Source organism: Candidatus Lokiarchaeum ossiferum (assembly GCA_025839675.1).
Lineage (GTDB): Archaea > Asgardarchaeota > Lokiarchaeia > Sigyniarchaeales > Promethearchaeaceae > Lokiarchaeum > Lokiarchaeum ossiferum.
In genome coordinates this window covers 1,847,609-1,865,873 of sequence record CP104013.1, presented here as the reverse complement: position 1 = coordinate 1,865,873, position 18,265 = coordinate 1,847,609, and the positions used below count along the sequence as shown (strand labels likewise).

The window sequence follows — 18,265 nt, the reverse complement described above, 5'->3', positions numbered from 1 at the left end:
CTAAATACCAAAAAATTTGAGGTAATTAAATGAAAACAAAGAAAAATAACCTAAATTCTATCGTGTTAGTTTTTATCTTTTGTCTCCAGATCTTTTCTGTCGGGTTTGATAATCCTTTTTATAACTTTGAAGAAAACTTAACGACGGGAGATGAACTTGGACCGAATCAAGATATAAATAGTGCTCTTGATGGTTTATATGAAGAAAAGAACTTCATACCCGAGGGAGTATATAGTGAAAAATTTAATCCTTCAGTATGGACTTATGATGGTGCTAATAGTTACGTTGATACATATTGGGGGGATGGATCCATCACTTCTGGTCTAACAACCCAAACAAAGACTAATACTCAAAATTGGAATCCTTTTAATGATTATGTATATGATTCTAATTCTTATGTTGCTGGAAGTACTGATTTCGAGGATTTGGGTGTTGGGGCCATCCAACTTGATAGTGCTCGAAGAACAAAACTCTTTTCTCTGAATAATACGGATATGAATGAATCTACTGGGTTATTGCACATTGATGAGTCAACTCCTTCAAGTGTGGGTTATTTAGCAAGTGGTGAAGAATTTAATAGTACAGGTCGGAGTGTATATGGAAACAGCTTATCAAATGTGATGATGTATACTGAAGATTGGACTTTTCAAGATAATCCTCGATCCTACAGTTACACGTACCCTGCAAATACTTACGAATCTGGAACTATTTTGGGACCTGCTGTTTTACAATCTTCAACTACAACACCTAGCGGTACATATGGTGACTATGCTGATTCTAAAATCGCACCTCAAAGGAGCTATAGTGTAGATTATGATCAAGACACAATCAGCATTGAAGCAGCAAGGACTACTTGGTGGCACCTTTATATTCAAAGTACAGGTCAAGATGGTACGATTGACAATACTCAATATGTGAACGCGTACTGGGATACTTCATTTGATTATTCAACTGAAATTCGAATGTATTTTTACTATGATCAAACTACCGATTCAACAAATGCCTATTATGGGGCTGATGTTAATCTATATGAAATCGGTGAACTTGAATATCATCCTTTGGATAAAGTCGTAATTAATTCAAATTATCAAGGATATGAGATTGCAAATGAAACATTTTATCAAACTGATATTACGGGCGAATTGACTTATGATATTTGGGAATATAATGGGGGATCACCTGTTATGGTACCCAATACACAATCAATTAAATCCTTCTCAGAAGATTCTGGAACTGGTGCATTTGACGATGATGTTTCCATTACTCAAAGTGGTGACTTTGGATCAGAATTAGATAGTACAGGTTGGTATTTCTTACAGATGACTGTTGATTTAACTCATCATCAATATGGGTATTTTCGAGGTATTCGTAATGATCCTAATCACATTGATAATGCAATATATGAATATTTTGAACAAGATAATGGTGTTTCTGTAGAAATTGTGGAACCTTATGTAGAGGTCACTGAATCAACTCCTTATGATTTACCATCTTCTCCGGAGCAAATTTTAATTACTTCAGATCCTGTTGCTTGGGGATCTAAACGATCAATAATACCCGAATCTCCCGCTGAACTGACGTTCGGATATCAAATTCCAACTGCAATTAGAAGTGCTAATGCTGCAAATTTATCAGAAACTTTAGAAAAAGCTCGTGTATTTGCTATCTTGGAAATTGATGAATCTTCTTCTGGTACATTTAATGCAGACTACACATTTACTAATTATTCTCTAAATTCCTTTGCTGATGTTCGGGGTGCTTCTCTTGGATATGGGACAGGTTGTGATCAGTTCGGGTGGATCTTAAATTCTACTCAACGTGATGCTTTAGATAATTCGGGCAGATTACGTTGGACTGTTGGAATTGAAATTGATTCTGGAGTGGAATTAAGTTATTTTACTGATAGTCAAAGCAAAGTATACTTCAGCAATATAGATTTTACAGTGCAGACGGAAGTGTTTATTGATGCGGTTTTTACTATTAAAGATGATCTGGGGAGATTAATTGATCAAACTGAAGATGGAAATCCAATAGCAAATCTGAATTTTTCAATCTATAAAGAAAGTGATCAATCTCTATTTTCATCGTATGATTTAGCGGATTTGACAGATGGGTCATTATCTGTTACAGGAATGTATAATGAAACTTGGAGGTTGATTGTAAAAGTAAAATATGGTGCCCCAACTTATTATACAATTTTTAATAGTACCTATGTGTTAGATAGTGCCATATCAACATCAAACTATGAAATTATATGTAATTTAACAAATGTTAAATTCTATATACCAAATTTAGTAAATGGGCAAGTTTTAATGGAATATATTGATAATCCATCTGTCAGTTTTTCATCTTTGGTTACAAGTGAGGAAGCTTTGTTTACTCAAATCCCCTTTGGTGATTATAGGATTAAGTTACAAACTGAAAGTGGTTTCATAGTTGCCAATTATACTAAAACAATTGAACCTCTATATAGTCCTGTTTTTAATTGGGAAATATTTTATTTATCATTAAATTCTTCTGAATTGACATTAAACAGAAATTTGACAAATACTAGGTTGAATTTCTTAGATCCTTCATTGAATGATATCTCTGGTGCCACGGTAGCGCTAACTAATCTAAATGATCCATCTATTATCAAATCTGGTATAACGGATGTCAATGGAAACGTCACTTTAACGGAAGTATATGAAACTTCCAGCAATTGGCAATTGACTGTTACCTCATCTGATGATCACGTGATTTATGATAATGTATATCAAGTCAGAAATTCAACATTTGAAGATAATGAAGAATTGATCTTCGATACAATTATAGCTAATTTAACAAATGTGCAATTTACTATCAATGATTATTCGGGAACACCATTATCAAACTCAGTATCACCTTCGATCCAATTGACTAATAAGGATGGTACGAGTTTTAGTGGGAATTTGGATGATGGAGTTATTGAATTTCTAGGAATATATAATAGTACTGAGAGTGATTCTTGGAATTTAGTTGTGGATGTTGCTGCTGGTAGTGGAAGGGAAATCATCTTAAACTTTTCCTTAGAAATTGCTACAGCAAATGATTATATCTTTGAAGAGATTAATGCAAACTTAACAACATATGAATTAACAGTCTATGATCATGATGGTAATATTATTCCCAATGCGGTTGTTAATTTTACTGACAACGCAGATTCTTCCAAAACATTCGAGATTGTTTCGGATGGGAGTGGTAAAATTCGATTACAAAACATTTATAGTGCATCTTGGGATGTATGGGTAAAATATACTGTTGGAGAAGAATCTTCTGGGTTAACCACAGATTATATTATTTATGAAAACCCAAATTACATAGCAATCGATCCACAAGATCAAGATTATGTTTTAACCGGATCTTTATTGGATTGTAATTTGACAACAATAAACTTAATGGTTTGGGATGCTGATGATAATATTCCAATTGCTTACAGAGGTTTATACAACGCAAATATTACTCTTAAAAATTTCTATACTGGGTTAAATATTACTTATTTCCAAAGTAATGCCCAAGGTAATCTCACAATACGTTGTCCTCGTTCTATTTATAATATTACTGTTAACTATCAGAATAAATACAGGCCAATATCTATTTCTCCAACAAATGGAAATTATGGGATCTATAATTGGACTATTACTGCAGACACAATCCAATCGAAAATTGTGTATGTTTCCTTAACAGAACATAAAACCAGTTTATCAAATACTGATTTATATTTTGGAAAATCTGGAATTACAGGATGGGACAGTGTTCATGATAACAATCAAACAAGTGATTCAAGTTCACAATTTTATCTCACAATGTATTATGGGGATTCAGTAGAAATAGAACTATATTTTTATGATCTCTTCAATGATGCTGCTGTAACTCATGGAGTAGGGCTAACTACAGGAAGTTGGGAATTAACTAAAAATGGAAACAGTATAAATGATTCATCCTCAGATGATTTCAATGATTTATCTGTGGGGACCGGTTTATACAATATTAGTTTATTCTCAACACAGTATGGGGCAGGAACTTATGTGTTTACATTTGTAGTAGGAGGTCAAAATGCTGGTACTGAAGATTTGCAAAGTTCTACTTTTGTTTGTGAAATTCGAATATTGAATCACACCACAAAATTCCAACGAATAACATCTACATCTGAACTTACTAAACAATGGGATCAAGATATTGTTATTTCTTTCAACTATACAACAGTTCTTCCTGAAATTATGAACATTTCTGATTCGATTTCAACCATTGAATATACCATTCAAGATACTGTATTTTCGGGAACATTAGCGAGTTTAGATGCGAGCAGTAGTGTGTATTTACTCACTGTTTCAAAATATAGTTTGAATGTTGGGGTTTACACAATCAGTTTGAGTGCTGCTGCAAGAAACCTTACGGCGCAATCCTTGACTGTAGTGATTACTATTTTACCTGTAGATACTCAAACAGATACTTTTATTGAATCCGACTTCAAAATAAGTGATACTTCACTACGAACATCAATCACGGAAAATATCACGACATTTTTGAATTATACCTATGTGAGTAATTCCAGCCAAGTCAATGATGCAAGTATTACGGTATATTTAGATACTCTTGCCAATCCTATAATGAATTATAATTATGGGCTTGGAGAATGGCAATATAACTGTACGGTAAGTGCTTCTGGTTTTAGTTTAGGTTTCCACGAATTTTACATTATCACTGAAAAAATGAACCACGAAAATTCAACTATCAAAATAAATGTGGAAATCTTATCTACCTGGAGTTCCAAATTAGAAATCGTTAATCCTCCATTATCAACTTCTTGGAGTAATAATGTCACATTCTATGTTTATTATGAATGCACATCCGAACCTCGATTAAGCGATCCGCTGAGTGATGCCGAAATTTCTCAACTCTCGATTACTTATATGGAAGGTGCTACTGAAGTTGAAGAAATTTTGCTTTCTTCGAGTGATCCTGCAAATTGGACTTGGGAAAATCTAAAAGATGATGGTGCTTATGGCGATGGTTATTATCGAATTGAGGTAAATACGAGTGTTTTAGAAGTAGCAAGTGAGAAATTATTCTATATCATTCCAACCATTGAACAATCTCAATATTCTATAGCAACTGTAAAACCATGGGTTTCAATTCGTCCTGTGGATACTTCTCTTACACCATTTGATAGTGAATCGGAGATCCAAGAAGTAGAACTTTATTTCGATGATTCAATCGACATAAACGTCATAATGAATGTCACTGAATCTTCCAGCAGTATTTTAGGAAAAAGGATCGATGGGGCATTAATAGAGTATAATTTGTACAACGTTTCTCAACCCGGAAGTAATTCTATTGAAAGAGGGTATCTGGACTTTACAGAAAATGGTGAATATAATTTTACTTTCCTTGCGAGTAAAGTGGGATCATTCTTGCTTGAATTCACAATGGAATTAACCAATTATTCACTTTCCGAAAAATCTTCTGTGAATATTTTAGTTCTTCGAAGATCAGTGGATTTCGTTTATTCAATTGGTAAAGATTTTAAAATATCTTCGAATGCGATAAAAATTGCACAAAATGAAGTGTTAAGCTTGGGAGTTCAATTTTTGAGTTTCCTCGAAATTTATCCGACGTTATCCGGAAGGATAGATTCAATCGGATTGGATTTAGATGTCTATGAGGTAAGTACAGGAGAATATATTTGTAATAAATCGCTTATTAATTTCCCGGCAGGACAATACACCTTAACTCTAAGTGCCCAAAAAGAGAATACTGCAACAAAAACAGTTAATCTCGATTTAGAAATAATTGAATATTGGGAGACTGAAATAGAAGTAATTAATCCTCCGATAATATATCCATGGGGTGAGAATTCAACTTTTACAATGAAATATTATTGTTCAGAATCTCCGCGTAATGGTCTTGCGTTATCTGGGGCTGATATTTCTGGGTTGAACATTACTTCTATCCAAGGAGAAAAGGAAAACTTGATTCATTCTTTAGGTGCTAGTACTATGGGATCTCTTTGGGGTTGGAATGCGAATAATGACTTAGGTGCTGGTTATTATGATGTGTGGTTTAACACTGGCATTGTCTCAGTAGCGAAACAAACGGTATTTTATGCTATTCCAATTATCAATGTGAGCGTTTATGCAGAAGCTTGGACCCATGAACACTTATTGATTGAACCTCTAAAAACCACTTTAATACCTTTAATGAATTCGACTGCTTCCTCAATAGTGGAAACCATTAACATTGAATTGGATGAAATGGTAGATATGGGTGTGAAATTATTTGTGTCTGATGATGAAAGCCATTTGGAAAATAATGTAATTAACAATGCTGGGGTTGTATATTATATCTATGACCTTGCAAACAATAAAACGATTGAAATTGAAGATGGTGATTTGACTTTTGATTCGAATGGATTCTATCTTTATCATTTCAATGGAAACACTTTGGGATCTTATAGAATAAAAATTGTGTCCAGTATTATGAATTACTCAAATGCAGAAACTACTTTTGATATCATCGTTGGAACAAAAACTATTGATGTGGTATCAATATTCGATGAAATTGCGATCGAAGGGGTAATTGATACCCCTCAGAATCAAGGAATCACTTTTTCCGTAGAACTTGGAATTCAAGGTGCGAATGTAGTTTTAAGTTTTAATAATCGGGAATATGTCTTAGTTGAAGGAGATGCAGGAGTTTATTCATACGTTTTTACTCCTGCAGAGTTGAAAACTCATAATGTAAATTCCTATTTATTAACACTGGCCATAAGTAAAGAAAACTATACAACGGTAGAAGAAACTGTAACATTTGCCATCACACTTCCTGTGGATCCCTATTTAGGGGTCACATTCCAAAATTGGATTATAATCGGATCTACTTTGGGGGCTGTAGTTGTGATAATAATGGTGCAACAAGGTATCAAACGTGCTCGAATTCCTTTGATTATTAAACAAATTGATGCGACGAAGAAAGATATGGAGAAAAAGCATGATCTACCCGATGGATTAATCAGTTTAACTGCAAAAGATGAAATTGTTGAAGTTCTGGCAGAACGTTGGCAAATCTTAGATTTAGATCTTGCTTCGATTTTGGGTGTAAATGATGCAAAAACTGCATCAGATTCTGTCATTGCTGCAGGCGATGAAGAAGTAGGAGGGCTTTAAAATGCCAACTGGATTAGTCATAATGCATTGGGATGAACGGGTGGGGGTCGAAGTGTTAGGGGCCTACCCTGAAGAAGTGGTCATTCAAGAGAAAACCTTGATGCAACTTTATTCCCAACATGAATTTACCGGTGAAGCTGGAATGGTGTCATTGACGGCAGGGGCGGTCAATCTCGCTTCCTATTATACCGGACCCGAATCGGCAGTGTATGTGATCTTGATTCTCACCGCTGAAGAAGATGGGGATGTGTATGAAGAAGGGTTGGCGGAAATTACGCGCCAAATTCTGATGAATTTGGAGTCGGATTCCTTAAATTCGATTTTGCCTCCCTTGTTCCAACGTTTGTCGGTCTATCCAACGTTAACCGAAGAACAACGCTATGGGATGTTATTAAATAGTGATGTCAAACGGATGTTATTAAATCGTTTACGGGAAGAAACAGCCATTTCGAAATCCGAAATCTCGATTTGGATGAAGGATCAATACCGCGAAGGTTTTGTGGATGTGGAAAACCTCTTGGCGGGGATGGTGAAACTTGGGCTTGTGAAAATCGCTTCCGTGAAGGGGTTATCTTCTGATTTGGTCTTTTTAACCGAGGATATCATGGTTTTACGTACTCCTCCGGTGGAGTTGGTCAAAGATCCCGTGGATCATCATCTACCGGCATCCTTGAAGGATTCTTACATCAAGGAAGTACGCAATTTCTTTGAACTGTATGTCCCCAGTGAAGCGGATAATTTGGCGATCATCGATAAAGTACTCTTGGATCCGGCCTGCTATGAAGTGATTAAATTGATGCGGGAAGCCATGGTGACTCGCAACGATTTGGAAAAACTTCGGAAGAAAGGGGTGGATGATGTGGATCGGGTTTTGAAAGCCATGTGGGAAACCAAGATGATTGCGGTCTTCCAAGATGATAAGAACAATGAATATTTCTGTTTGACCTCGGATTTCTTCATTGAACGTTTTTATCCGCGTTATAATATTGACAACATTCGTCAACAGTATCGTACCCGCTCTCAAAATCCGAATGCGCTGTTAAAAGCCTTGGATATGATGAAGGACGAGTATTATGCCCAAGTGAAATTGAAGAAAGCGGCGGCGAAAAAGAAGGAAGAAGTTGCAGCCGATTAATTTCTTTAGTTTCCATTTTTTTTCTTAAATTCATTTCAAGTTACATTTTCTAATTGGAGATGAAACGACTTATTATATTAATAATTCATATATCTGTAATGTGGGTTTTCAAAATATTGCGTTTTCAATTGTCTTTAATTTAATTCCCTTAGGATTGTTTTTCATACCTATTCTTTTATTTAGAAAGAGAAAATTTTTCCAGATGATGTATAAACGGTTCTACATTGGATTAGTTTTATTTTTTGCCATCTATTGGATTTTACCAAGTATTTTGGGAGTGAAATCATATCCTATGGGATTTGATTCTGATGAGAGTCATGAAGGTTTGAAAGGTTTTTCTTACCTAATAATCCGTGCAATTACTTTATTATTTAGTTATGCTCAATATTCTTTTGATCTTCTTCCCTTTATTTTTATCATTTCTCCGATTGTTTCTTTAATCATTTTGTCTTTCAGGCTAAAATCGGAGTCCAAATTATCTTTGAAACAAATTTTTCTACATTTAAATTATGAATTTAGCAGTTCTCCCAAAGAAATGATTGTGTCTGGCTTCAAAGACTCCACTTGGAAGAAAGAATGGGTGATATTGAGGTCATTTCTAATTCTATTACCTTTCTCGTTATTTATTTTGACCATGATTCTCAATTTAACTACTGTTGATGTTCTCAATTTATCCGAAAATTCGACTGGATTAGGGTGGTTTTTAGAGATATACTTCATTTATCTTTCAACTCTGCTTTTTGGTTTTATATTAGTACGATCGAGTCGCCTCTCCTTCAAAGGGCGATTTTTTGGAGAATCGATGCAACAGAGTTTTTTTTCAAGCATAAAGCAAGTTGGAACTCCAATTTCTATTTTATCTATATTATTGTTCATTTTAAACCAGCCCGATAGCCTTGTAATGATCTTTTATTTTTCATGTTATTTTTTAATGGGTGTGGTCATTTTTATTCTCAATTTAAGGATTTTTGAACCGATCAGTATTTTTCTCCTTTTAAAATTAATAAATTCAATAAAATGGATGTTAAATAAGAAAGATCGTACAAATGAAAGAGAAATCAAATCAAATCGCTTAAAAAATGAAAATTTATGGCAAATTACTTATTGTGCTATAATTGCGTGTTCTTTTTCCTTCCTAAGTTTTCTTTTACTAACCATAATTACAAATCCTCTGCTATCAAAACTCCCCGATTCTTTGGATTTCTATGATCTCGCTTTAATTTCATCTCATCCCTCCCTATCCATTATGGTTACTATTGATTCTATATTTTCATTGTGGTCTATTGAGAAAGTTTTACGTATTTTAGTATTTGGTTATTTCTTCGCTGTAGCCAGTCGAAATTCTATTCATCAAAAGTGGGTGATTCTTATTTTTTCAATTATTGCTTTAATATTTACTTGGCTCGGTTCTATCGTTTTTGGAGGGTCGTTCATATCACCGCTATTTATTCAGTATGATCATGTTTGGATGACCAGCACGCCAGTTATAACAAAATACCTTGGGATAAATCTTACTTCGATAAGAACGGCGTTCTTGTACGCTGATTTTTCTGATCCTACACAAATTCTTCTGCGAACAATTTCTTCCCCTTTCATTCTTATAAGACCATTTGCGGTTCTTTTTCTATGGGGGTATTTTATTCGATTATTCCAAACCAATTTTATGGTAAAATCCTTCCAAACTTCTAAAACTCAAATTGAACGAATTTCTTTCTCAAAATGTGATAATCTTCATCTTATTCGAAACATTCAATCAAAAGGTCAATTATTAGTACGTTTTAATCCAGTGAATATCTTAATGAATCGATCTTCTCGCTTTCAAAAATTATTTGATCACATTTTCAGTTGTCCAGAAGTGTACATTCATGAACTTGTTTTATCTGCAGATGGAAATTATTCCAAACTGAAAGATTTTTTAATAACATTACATAAAGAAAATGCAATTTCTTCATGGATCCCAGAATTTTCTTGTCTTTTTGAACAAGCTCGTTTAGATTCTCTTTATGTTTTATCGCCTGATGGTCGGAATTTATTTTTTCATAATTTTCAAGAAAATATGGGTGGCGTTGAGCCTGTTTCCCCCTTTTTAGTAAGTGGGATGTTTTCTGCCATAACATCTTTTGTTAAGGAGACTACCCGGAGTAAGGATTTACTTCGCTCTATTGACTGTGGGGATAAAGTTGTCTTACTTGAATATTTAGATCGGTTGGATATCTTTGCTGCAGTTTTTGCAGATAGGGAAATTGCTACAATTCGGAGTTCTCTCAAGGAATTTCTTCAAGCTTTCCAGAAACGCCATTATCAAAGATTAAAAAATTGGAATGGGGATACAATTCCTTTTAGTAAGGATCATGATCTCGTTGAAAACTCATTTTATGATTTTATTTAATGGAGAGAGTAAACTGGGACATATATTTTTGATCCCAATTTGTTTTTCTTTTTCATTTTAATATTTCTTTAGGACATGATTTCATGAACAAGATGATCTATTGCACAAATTTCTTTAAATAGATTGAAAAATTTACTTGATTGAGGGGCAAATAGAAAATCAGGTCTTGAGAAAACCTTTTACCTTCAAATTTGTTCCTTACCTGACTTTTTCTAATCAAAATATCAATCCGAAAATTGTATTATTAAGCAATCTCTATGGAAAAATTAAATTAATTAAAAAGGGGGTTATTGCCACAAATCTCTTGCATCTTTTAGAAATTTTAGTGCTTTATATTCAAAATGTTTGCATTCTCTTAAGATATCTGCTCCTTGTTGGTATTTTAAGTTAGAAATATCTTCAAACTCATACATTGGAAATATCAATGTGAATTGAGTAAGGAGTGCTTTAATTTTTTTATATTCTTCCGCCGCTTTAGTTAGAAATATTGATTGAGGTTTATCGCGCGCCCGAAGTGCAATTCTTTGTAAAAATTGGATTGAAAATTCTTTTCTTTCTAAATATAATTCCCCAAAATATCCACAAGATATTTTCTGATTCTGTTTCGCTGTGGAAAGTGTCTTTTCTATTATGGAAGCCCATTCATCATACGCTTCAGGACCATATACATGATCTGTTAATGCAAAATTTGAATTCTCAATTAAAATGATTGCTCGTTCGATTGCTTTTAAATCATCCACTTTTGATAATGCTTCTGTATCTTCTCGAATAAAAATCGCTTGCAAATATCGAGGTGCGTTTAATTCATTAAATTGATAAATTGTTCTTTGAATTTTTTGATTAATTGTAAAGGGAGCTGTTTTGTAATTCTGTTGAGTAAAGCCTGTAACTATTCCATATAACGGCAAGAGAAATCCCCACAATATGATCGGTCTGTTGAATTGACTTAATTCGAATTTGACTTTTTGAAACAGATAAGTCGCTCTTTTAATATCTTCTTTTGTTGGATTCATCAAATCGGAAGGATAAGTCTTTGGGTCAGTATATACTTCTAATTTGTATCCTAATCGTTCGGTCCCCAAGTGCACATGGTTCCATGCTTTGTGAAAATAGGCATCTTGGATTGCTAATTCGTCCTTTCGAGCGTTAATTATAAAACATTGGCCTGAATAACCAGCAACATCAACTAGATCAACTTGTTTTCCTTTTGCCTGCAAAATTCCCGTAATTGAACTAATATATGAGTCCCAACAATTTACCCACTTAATTTCTGAAGAAAGGTCGAATTCTTCTGGTAAATTAGATATTCCTCGGTTATATTGAGCAAATTGTTTTTCGTGAACATTTGTTATGAAGTTTTGCACATCTTGATATTCTTGGTATGCTCGTAAATTTCCTGAAATTAATTTTTTTCCAATTTCATTAATTAAATAAATTCCTCGGGAAGGATGAGTAATTAATTTGGCATCTTCAAGATAGGACAAATGATTTTGGAGGGCTGTTTTGCTAAGTTTTGTCCGTTCAATTAGATCTGCAGCAGTCATTGTTTCTTGAGTTAAAAGGGAAAGTAATATTTGTAATCGTTTCGGATTTGCAATAGATTTTAACAAAGAGGACATTCTATCGATTTCAGTTTCCAAAATCCGTTGAACCGTATTTTCTTCTTGATAATTCATATCTTTGTCATCTATCTAGTTTTATGAAAAAATAATTCTTATATCTAATGTGGGAAGTCTACCTAAATAAATCTTTTTCATTAAATTGAAATTTTCATAATGCAGATTTATTACCATAAAAAGAAAAATAGTTGGATTTTCTTACCCAAATGTGAGAAAACCTCCTAACTCTCATAAAAATAAATTTATCAATTTTTGAAAAAGATAGCATCGTCGAATTAATAATTTTTTGGGGGATTCATGTAAGAACACATTTTTTTAAGAGGTAATCCAATACCAAAGAAATAAAAGGGTTTTTCTATCGTAGGATTAAGAGTTTCTTCTTTTTTGATAACTTCCTTTAATTCCCTATTGATTTGTTCAAGTTTCTTTCGATAGCTGCAGTAGGCATTCTTGCTTAAATAAGTGCAATACTCAAAAATATCTGGGCCTGGTGATCCAGAATTATTATCCATTGTATTCTTAATTAACATCTCATTTAATAATTGAAGTGCATGTTCATCTGGACCATTCCTTCCAGAATTTAATAATTTCTCAATAAAAGATAATTGTGAATCTATCGATTTTTTGAGTAATTTTGTTCTCGCCAATAGTTGTACTAAATATTTTCTTCCTGATTCTTTATCCAAAGAAACTATTTTGGAATTAATTTCTAATTTTTCCCGTACAAATTGTTGATCTGTACTTTTTGGAGTTCGGGCATATATTTTGGCTTTAATGTTTCCGCGTTTATGTTCTTCTCTGACTTCTTCAATTAAACCGAACTCTAAAAGTGTTTTTACATGTGGATGAAGAGTGGATTTGCATTTGTTTAATTTTTGACTTAAATCAGAAAGGGATAATTCTGGGTATATGGAAAAGAGATTCCACATTTGAAAACGTAAGTTATTTTTCAACAGTTCGTTGCAGCATGAAGCTTGATCTATCATACAGATTCTTCCTTTTCAGTATTTCGAAAGGTCATAAAAAAAATGTGTGATTAATTATAATCATTTTTAAACAACTAAAACATTTAAACTTTTATATTTGGAAATTAATTTATGGATCGAATGTATTATTTCAAAGGTCTTTTTTTTTACCGAATTTTGAAAGTACTAAAAAATAGGCACTTTACATTTTTTTTATTAACTAATGCTTTATAACCAAACCATATTATTGAAGTTATTATGAAAAAATTTTTTTATAATGTAATTTTGGTCTCATTTTTTATCGTTGGGATGTATCCTCTACATTTTGGGCAAACCAGTGAAAATTCCACGTTTAATGAAAACGTTGTTTTTTCTACCTATCTCGGAGGAACTTCAGATGAACTGGCGGAAACAAATGCTGCACTCTCTGTGGCTGGTATTGTAGTAGATTCAGATGGAAGCACAATTATTGTAGGTAGAACTGGATCAACAAATTTTTCAATAAAAAATGCTTTTCAAGCGAATCATAGTGGGGGATCCAAAGATATTATTATTGCCAAATTTTCTCAAAATGGTTCGTTGATGTTTTCAACTTACTTTGGTGGTTCAAGTGATGATTGGGCAGCTAATGTCGTTACAGATAGCGACAATAATATATATGTTGTTGGAACAACTGTTTCGGATGATTTACCAACTTCAAGTAATGCTTTTCAATCTGAGTTTGCTGGTGGACGAGTCTATCATACTGATGCTTTTATCGTAAAATTAAGTCCTGATGGTCAAGATTTGCTCTATTGTAGTTATTTTGGGGGATCTGGTGATGATTGGGGCTATGGGATAGATGTTGACTCTCAAAATAATGTTGGGATCTGTGGAAGCACTTATTCGGACGATTTACAATTGGTAAATGCCTATCAAGAATCTATTGGTAGTACAACCGCAGTTGATGCATATATTGCCAGTATTAATATTGAAGAGCGTTCTCTTCAATTTTCCTCATATCTTGGGGATTTGATGAATGACTGGGCAAAGGATTTGGTTTTTGATTCTGAAGATAATGCAATCATTGTTGGAGGATCGATGTCTGAAGATTTTCCTACAAAAAGTGCCTATAAGGGAAGTCTACAAGGGATGATTGATGTAATATGTGCTAAATTTAGCTCAACTGGAAGTTTAGTCTTTTCAACTTTCATAGGTGGTGGCAATAGTGACCTATCAAATTGTGTTGCTATAGATGACTCTGGAAACATTATCATTGGTGGTTCAACTCAATCAGAGGACTTTCCTGTGAAAAATGCTTATCAAAATAGCCTTGCTGGAATCGAGGATGCTTTCATAATGAAATTGTCTTCAAATGGACGTACTGTACGCTTTTCGACCTATTTTGGCGGTTCAAATATGGATTCTTGTTCTGGAATTGCCGCTGATCCTAATGGAAATATTGTTTTAACTGGAAAAACATCTTCGCGTGATTTTCCTATTGTTAATGCGACTCAATCAGATTTTAAGGGAGGATCAAATGATGCGTTTTATGCCATTTTTGGAGGATCTGGTGAAAATTTGCAGAAGTCTTCATATTTTGGTGGTAATGCATACGATGTAGGTCAAAGCGTAGCTGTGTCTCCTCTTGGAAGGATTTCAATCGTGGGATATACAAAATCTACCGATATAAGTTGCATAGCTGCAGCACAAAGCGAATGTAGAGGAAGCAATGATTATTTTGTTACTTCAATTTCCTACGATTCCTCAGTCATTGACTCTTCAAGTAAAATTCCAGGTTTCGCATCAATCCTCCCTATTTCTTTTATAGCAATAGGTGGAGTTTTAATTAATAATAAGGAGAAGAAATAGTTTTTTTTCCTCTTTTTTTTTATTTCGTTAAAATGTTTTTCTCCTTTATTTGAGAATATCGAGGTAAATTTTTAAGTGATTTTTGCTCAACCTTTTTTTTTTTAGAATATTTTAGATAACGATGAAAGAATCTAACTTCTCCCAAGAGCAAAAATTGCATTATGATCTCCGGCATTATCCTGTTAGACCTCACATAGGAGTGGGTGGTGTAATTGTTTGGAATAAGCAAGTTTTAATTATTAAACGAAAATATATGCCAAATGCGGGGTTATGGGCGATTCCAGGAGGGCATTTAAAGTTGGGAGAACAAGCCGGACCAGGTGCATTACGCGAATGTGTTGAAGAGACTGGTTTGGATTTATCCTTGGGTGAATTAGCTAGCGTGATTGATAAAATAGATCATGATTTGGAAGGCAAAGTGGAATACCATTACGTTCTGTGTGATTATTGGATGAAAATTAATGGAACATATACAATAGATGATCCTCCAAAACCTCAAGCTAAATCTGACGTTTTGGATGCAATATTTGTGCCATTTAATGAACTAAACAAATATAATTTAACAAAAACGGTCATTCAATTATTTAAGGATCTGCAGATCTTACCTGAGAGTTATATATCTCCCTTTTTAAATGAGTAAAAAATTATTGGGTGGATCCACAAGAAGGACAAAATTTTCCAGAAAAACTTACTTTGTGACCGCATTCAGGACAAAATTTGGTGGGAATTGAATTAGGAATATTTACTTGTGCATTTGGTTGAACTCTTGCCCGATTATTTCGTTGATTTTGGTGTGATTTATGTTCATCAATTTTTTTCTGAATTTTATGATTGAGTTGCCTATTTTTTTCTCGCACCTTTTCACTAATTTCTTGGCTTTTTATCTTTAATTGCTTACTCTTGATTTTGGCTTTCTCTCCTATTTCTTGTGATTTCTCTTTTAATTTCTGCTTTATGCGTTTATTTCGAATTTTTATTCGCTCCTTTAATGGGAGGTTGTAATATTGTTCTTCAATCGAAGATTGCTGAATTTTGGTTTTTTTCTTGGCTTCTTGAGCCTTGTATTCAAATTGAATATACTGGGTTGATTGATTATTATTATTTTCCATTTTTTTCACTTGGGAGTTATAAACAGTAATTAGTAATATAACTGAATTAATCTGAATATAAGAAAAATTTCGGGACCAGTTTTTATCCATAGGAAGAGAAAGGAAAAAAAGTTGAAAAAAAAGCCTCTTTAATTGATCAGAATTCTTCTTGTTTAAAGCGCCAAATTGCTAAGATTACAAATACTACACATGAAACAATTGCAATTAAAATTGGCCATATCGAAAAAACTGATTGACCAGTTATTAAAGCTTCTGCAAGTGAAATATTTGGAGAAGGAAATGCAAGTGTTGAAACCATTAAATCGGCAGGAACCATTCCTTGCAATAACATTTCTATTACAAAAAATGTGATTCCCACAATTAAAACGGCTCTCCGATTATTAAATATCGTTCCAACTAATAAAGACATGGTCAAGAAAAACATCATGTGTAACCAAAGAAGACAATTACCGAGAATAAATCCAAAGAATGAGATTTCCAGACCTGCCATTAAGGTAATTTCGAGATATCCAATTATTCCTGGTAGTATGATAATAAATAGTGTACTGGCTAAAGTATTATTTACAAATTTCGCTAAAATGAACCCTGTACGAGATACCGGTTTTGACAACACCCATGCAGCGGTTCCACTATTTTTCTCTCCAATCATAGTACCTTGCATTGCTATTAAGATACCAAAAACGGGGTATAATCCTTGAAAGACTGTAAATAGCATAACTGCGATATCGAATTCCCCACCGATAAAGGTGAAGGAAATAATTACATTCGTCATAAAAAAGACCCATAGAAATTGTGCCCACCATTTCATCGTTCGAAACCAGCTTGGAATATCACTTTTAACTAAATTATCAAAACCTCGTAACCATTCTGGATCATTTACCCGTGTTAATACTTCATTTGTTGCCATTATTTTTCTCTCCATTCCCATTTTCTACTAAATTCATAAAAATATCTTCTAAATCATATTGCTTTTGTCCATAATGTATAACATTCAGTTGTTTATTCTCTAATATAAGTCTCAAAAGTTGTTGTTCTGCTTGCAAATTATCATTTACAGCGATACTCCATTCAATTTGACTATTTTTATGGGTAATATTGACATCGTTTATCCATGATTGTTTTTTCAATTTTTTTTCTAGTCCATTTGAAACTCCTTTTGTGGATATATCGTAAATCGTGCCTTCATTTCCTGCCATAATTTCTGTAATAGGTCCTTGAGCTATTAATTCACCATGATCTAAAATTGCAACTGTATCTGAAACGCGTTCAACATCATCCAGAATATGAGTTGAGTAAAAAACTGTTGTTATTTCTCGTAGACGTTCAAGAACATCCAAGACATCACGTCGTCCTAAGGGATCTAAGGATGCTGCAGGTTCATCTAAAATCAATAGATCTGGATAGTTTATTTGGGCTTGAGCTATTCCTAATCGTTGTTTTTCTCCACCTGAAAATGTTTTTATAGGGCGATCAGCTTTATCTTCCAGTCTAACCAACTCAAGCATTTCTGTGACCCGTTTCTGAATTTCAATTTTTGGGCCTTTAAAATAAAAACGTGCAGTAAAAGCGAGTGCCTCTCTTGCGGTCATGTATTCATACATTTTCACTTCTTGAGGCAAATATCCAATTCGTTCTCGAATTTGAATATTCTCTTTCGCAATATCTTTTCCAAATATCGTTCCATTTCCAGCAGTTGGTTTAATTAAACCAAGCATCAATTTCATAGTTGTGGTTTTTCCTGCTCCGTTAGGGCCCAAGAAACCAAAAATAGAATTTTTATCGACTGTTAAATCCAAAGGTTTCAAAGCAGCCGTTTCTTTGTAAATCTTAGATAATCCTTGTAGATTGATCACTTTTTCATTGTTTGAAATCATAAATCCTTTCTCCAATCGTTCAGTAATTTTTTATATGCGATTGTATCGATTTACTATAGAAAGGTCGGATTCCATCAAAAAACAAATTGAGCCCATAATTTAGCAAGATATTTTTTAAAAGAAATTAAATTTTTTTTTT

The 18,265-nt window shown here is 33.6% G+C and carries 10 protein-coding genes; 5 read left to right on the top strand and 5 right to left on the bottom strand.

Annotated features, from left to right (window positions below; translation table 11 throughout):
* The first annotated feature begins 29 nt into the window (after positions 1-29).
* The 3 genes from NEF87_RS07630 to NEF87_RS07620 all read left to right on the top strand — a co-directional run bounded on the left by NEF87_RS07630 (position 30) and on the right by NEF87_RS07620 (position 10,708).
* Positions 30-7,184: a hypothetical protein gene (locus tag NEF87_RS07630; protein ID WP_457919310.1), complete on the top strand. Its 7,155-nt coding sequence runs from the start codon at positions 30-32 to the stop codon at positions 7,182-7,184.
* A gap of 1 nt (position 7,185) precedes the next feature.
* A complete protein-coding gene (locus NEF87_RS07625) occupies positions 7,186-8,319 on the top strand; it encodes a hypothetical protein (protein ID WP_457919309.1) in 1,134 nt (377 codons plus the stop codon).
* 202 nt (positions 8,320-8,521) lie between these two features.
* The gene (locus NEF87_RS07620) at positions 8,522-10,708 is read left to right on the top strand and encodes a hypothetical protein (RefSeq protein ID WP_457919308.1); all 2,187 of its coding nucleotides are present in this window, start codon (positions 8,522-8,524) and stop codon (positions 10,706-10,708) included.
* A 287-nt stretch (positions 10,709-10,995) separates the two neighbouring features.
* Here the strand turns inward: NEF87_RS07620 and NEF87_RS07615 are convergent, their stop codons facing one another.
* A complete protein-coding gene (locus NEF87_RS07615; protein ID WP_457919307.1) occupies positions 10,996-12,384 on the bottom strand; it encodes an ArsR/SmtB family transcription factor in 1,389 nt (462 codons plus the stop codon).
* Between the two features lie 218 nt (positions 12,385-12,602).
* Positions 12,603-13,313 carry a hypothetical protein gene (locus NEF87_RS07610; RefSeq protein WP_457919306.1) on the bottom strand — a complete coding sequence of 237 codons (711 nt, stop codon included), beginning with the start codon at positions 13,311-13,313 and terminating at the stop codon, positions 12,603-12,605.
* Between the two features lie 237 nt (positions 13,314-13,550).
* Between NEF87_RS07610 and NEF87_RS07605 the strand changes: the two genes are divergently transcribed.
* Both NEF87_RS07605 and NEF87_RS07600 read left to right on the top strand, forming a co-directional pair.
* The gene (locus NEF87_RS07605) at positions 13,551-15,143 is read left to right on the top strand and encodes an SBBP repeat-containing protein (RefSeq protein WP_457919305.1); all 1,593 of its coding nucleotides are present in this window, start codon (positions 13,551-13,553) and stop codon (positions 15,141-15,143) included.
* A gap of 121 nt (positions 15,144-15,264) precedes the next feature.
* Positions 15,265-15,783, top strand: coding sequence for an NUDIX hydrolase (locus tag NEF87_RS07600; RefSeq protein ID WP_457919304.1), 519 nt, complete (start codon positions 15,265-15,267; stop codon positions 15,781-15,783).
* A 4-nt stretch (positions 15,784-15,787) separates the two neighbouring features.
* Here the strand turns inward: NEF87_RS07600 and NEF87_RS07595 are convergent, their stop codons facing one another.
* The 3 genes from NEF87_RS07595 to NEF87_RS07585 all read right to left on the bottom strand — a co-directional run bounded on the left by NEF87_RS07595 (position 15,788) and on the right by NEF87_RS07585 (position 18,126).
* A complete protein-coding gene (locus NEF87_RS07595) occupies positions 15,788-16,252 on the bottom strand; it encodes a hypothetical protein (protein ID WP_457919303.1) in 465 nt (154 codons plus the stop codon).
* Positions 16,253-16,388: 136 nt separating this feature from the next.
* Positions 16,389-17,159 carry an ABC transporter permease gene (locus NEF87_RS07590; protein WP_457919302.1) on the bottom strand — a complete coding sequence of 257 codons (771 nt, stop codon included), beginning with the start codon at positions 17,157-17,159 and terminating at the stop codon, positions 16,389-16,391.
* Positions 17,146-18,126, bottom strand: coding sequence for an ABC transporter ATP-binding protein (locus NEF87_RS07585; RefSeq protein WP_457919301.1), 981 nt, complete (start codon positions 18,124-18,126; stop codon positions 17,146-17,148). The genes NEF87_RS07590 and NEF87_RS07585 overlap by 14 nt, the downstream gene beginning before the upstream one ends.
* Between the last annotated feature and the right edge of the window lie 139 nt (positions 18,127-18,265).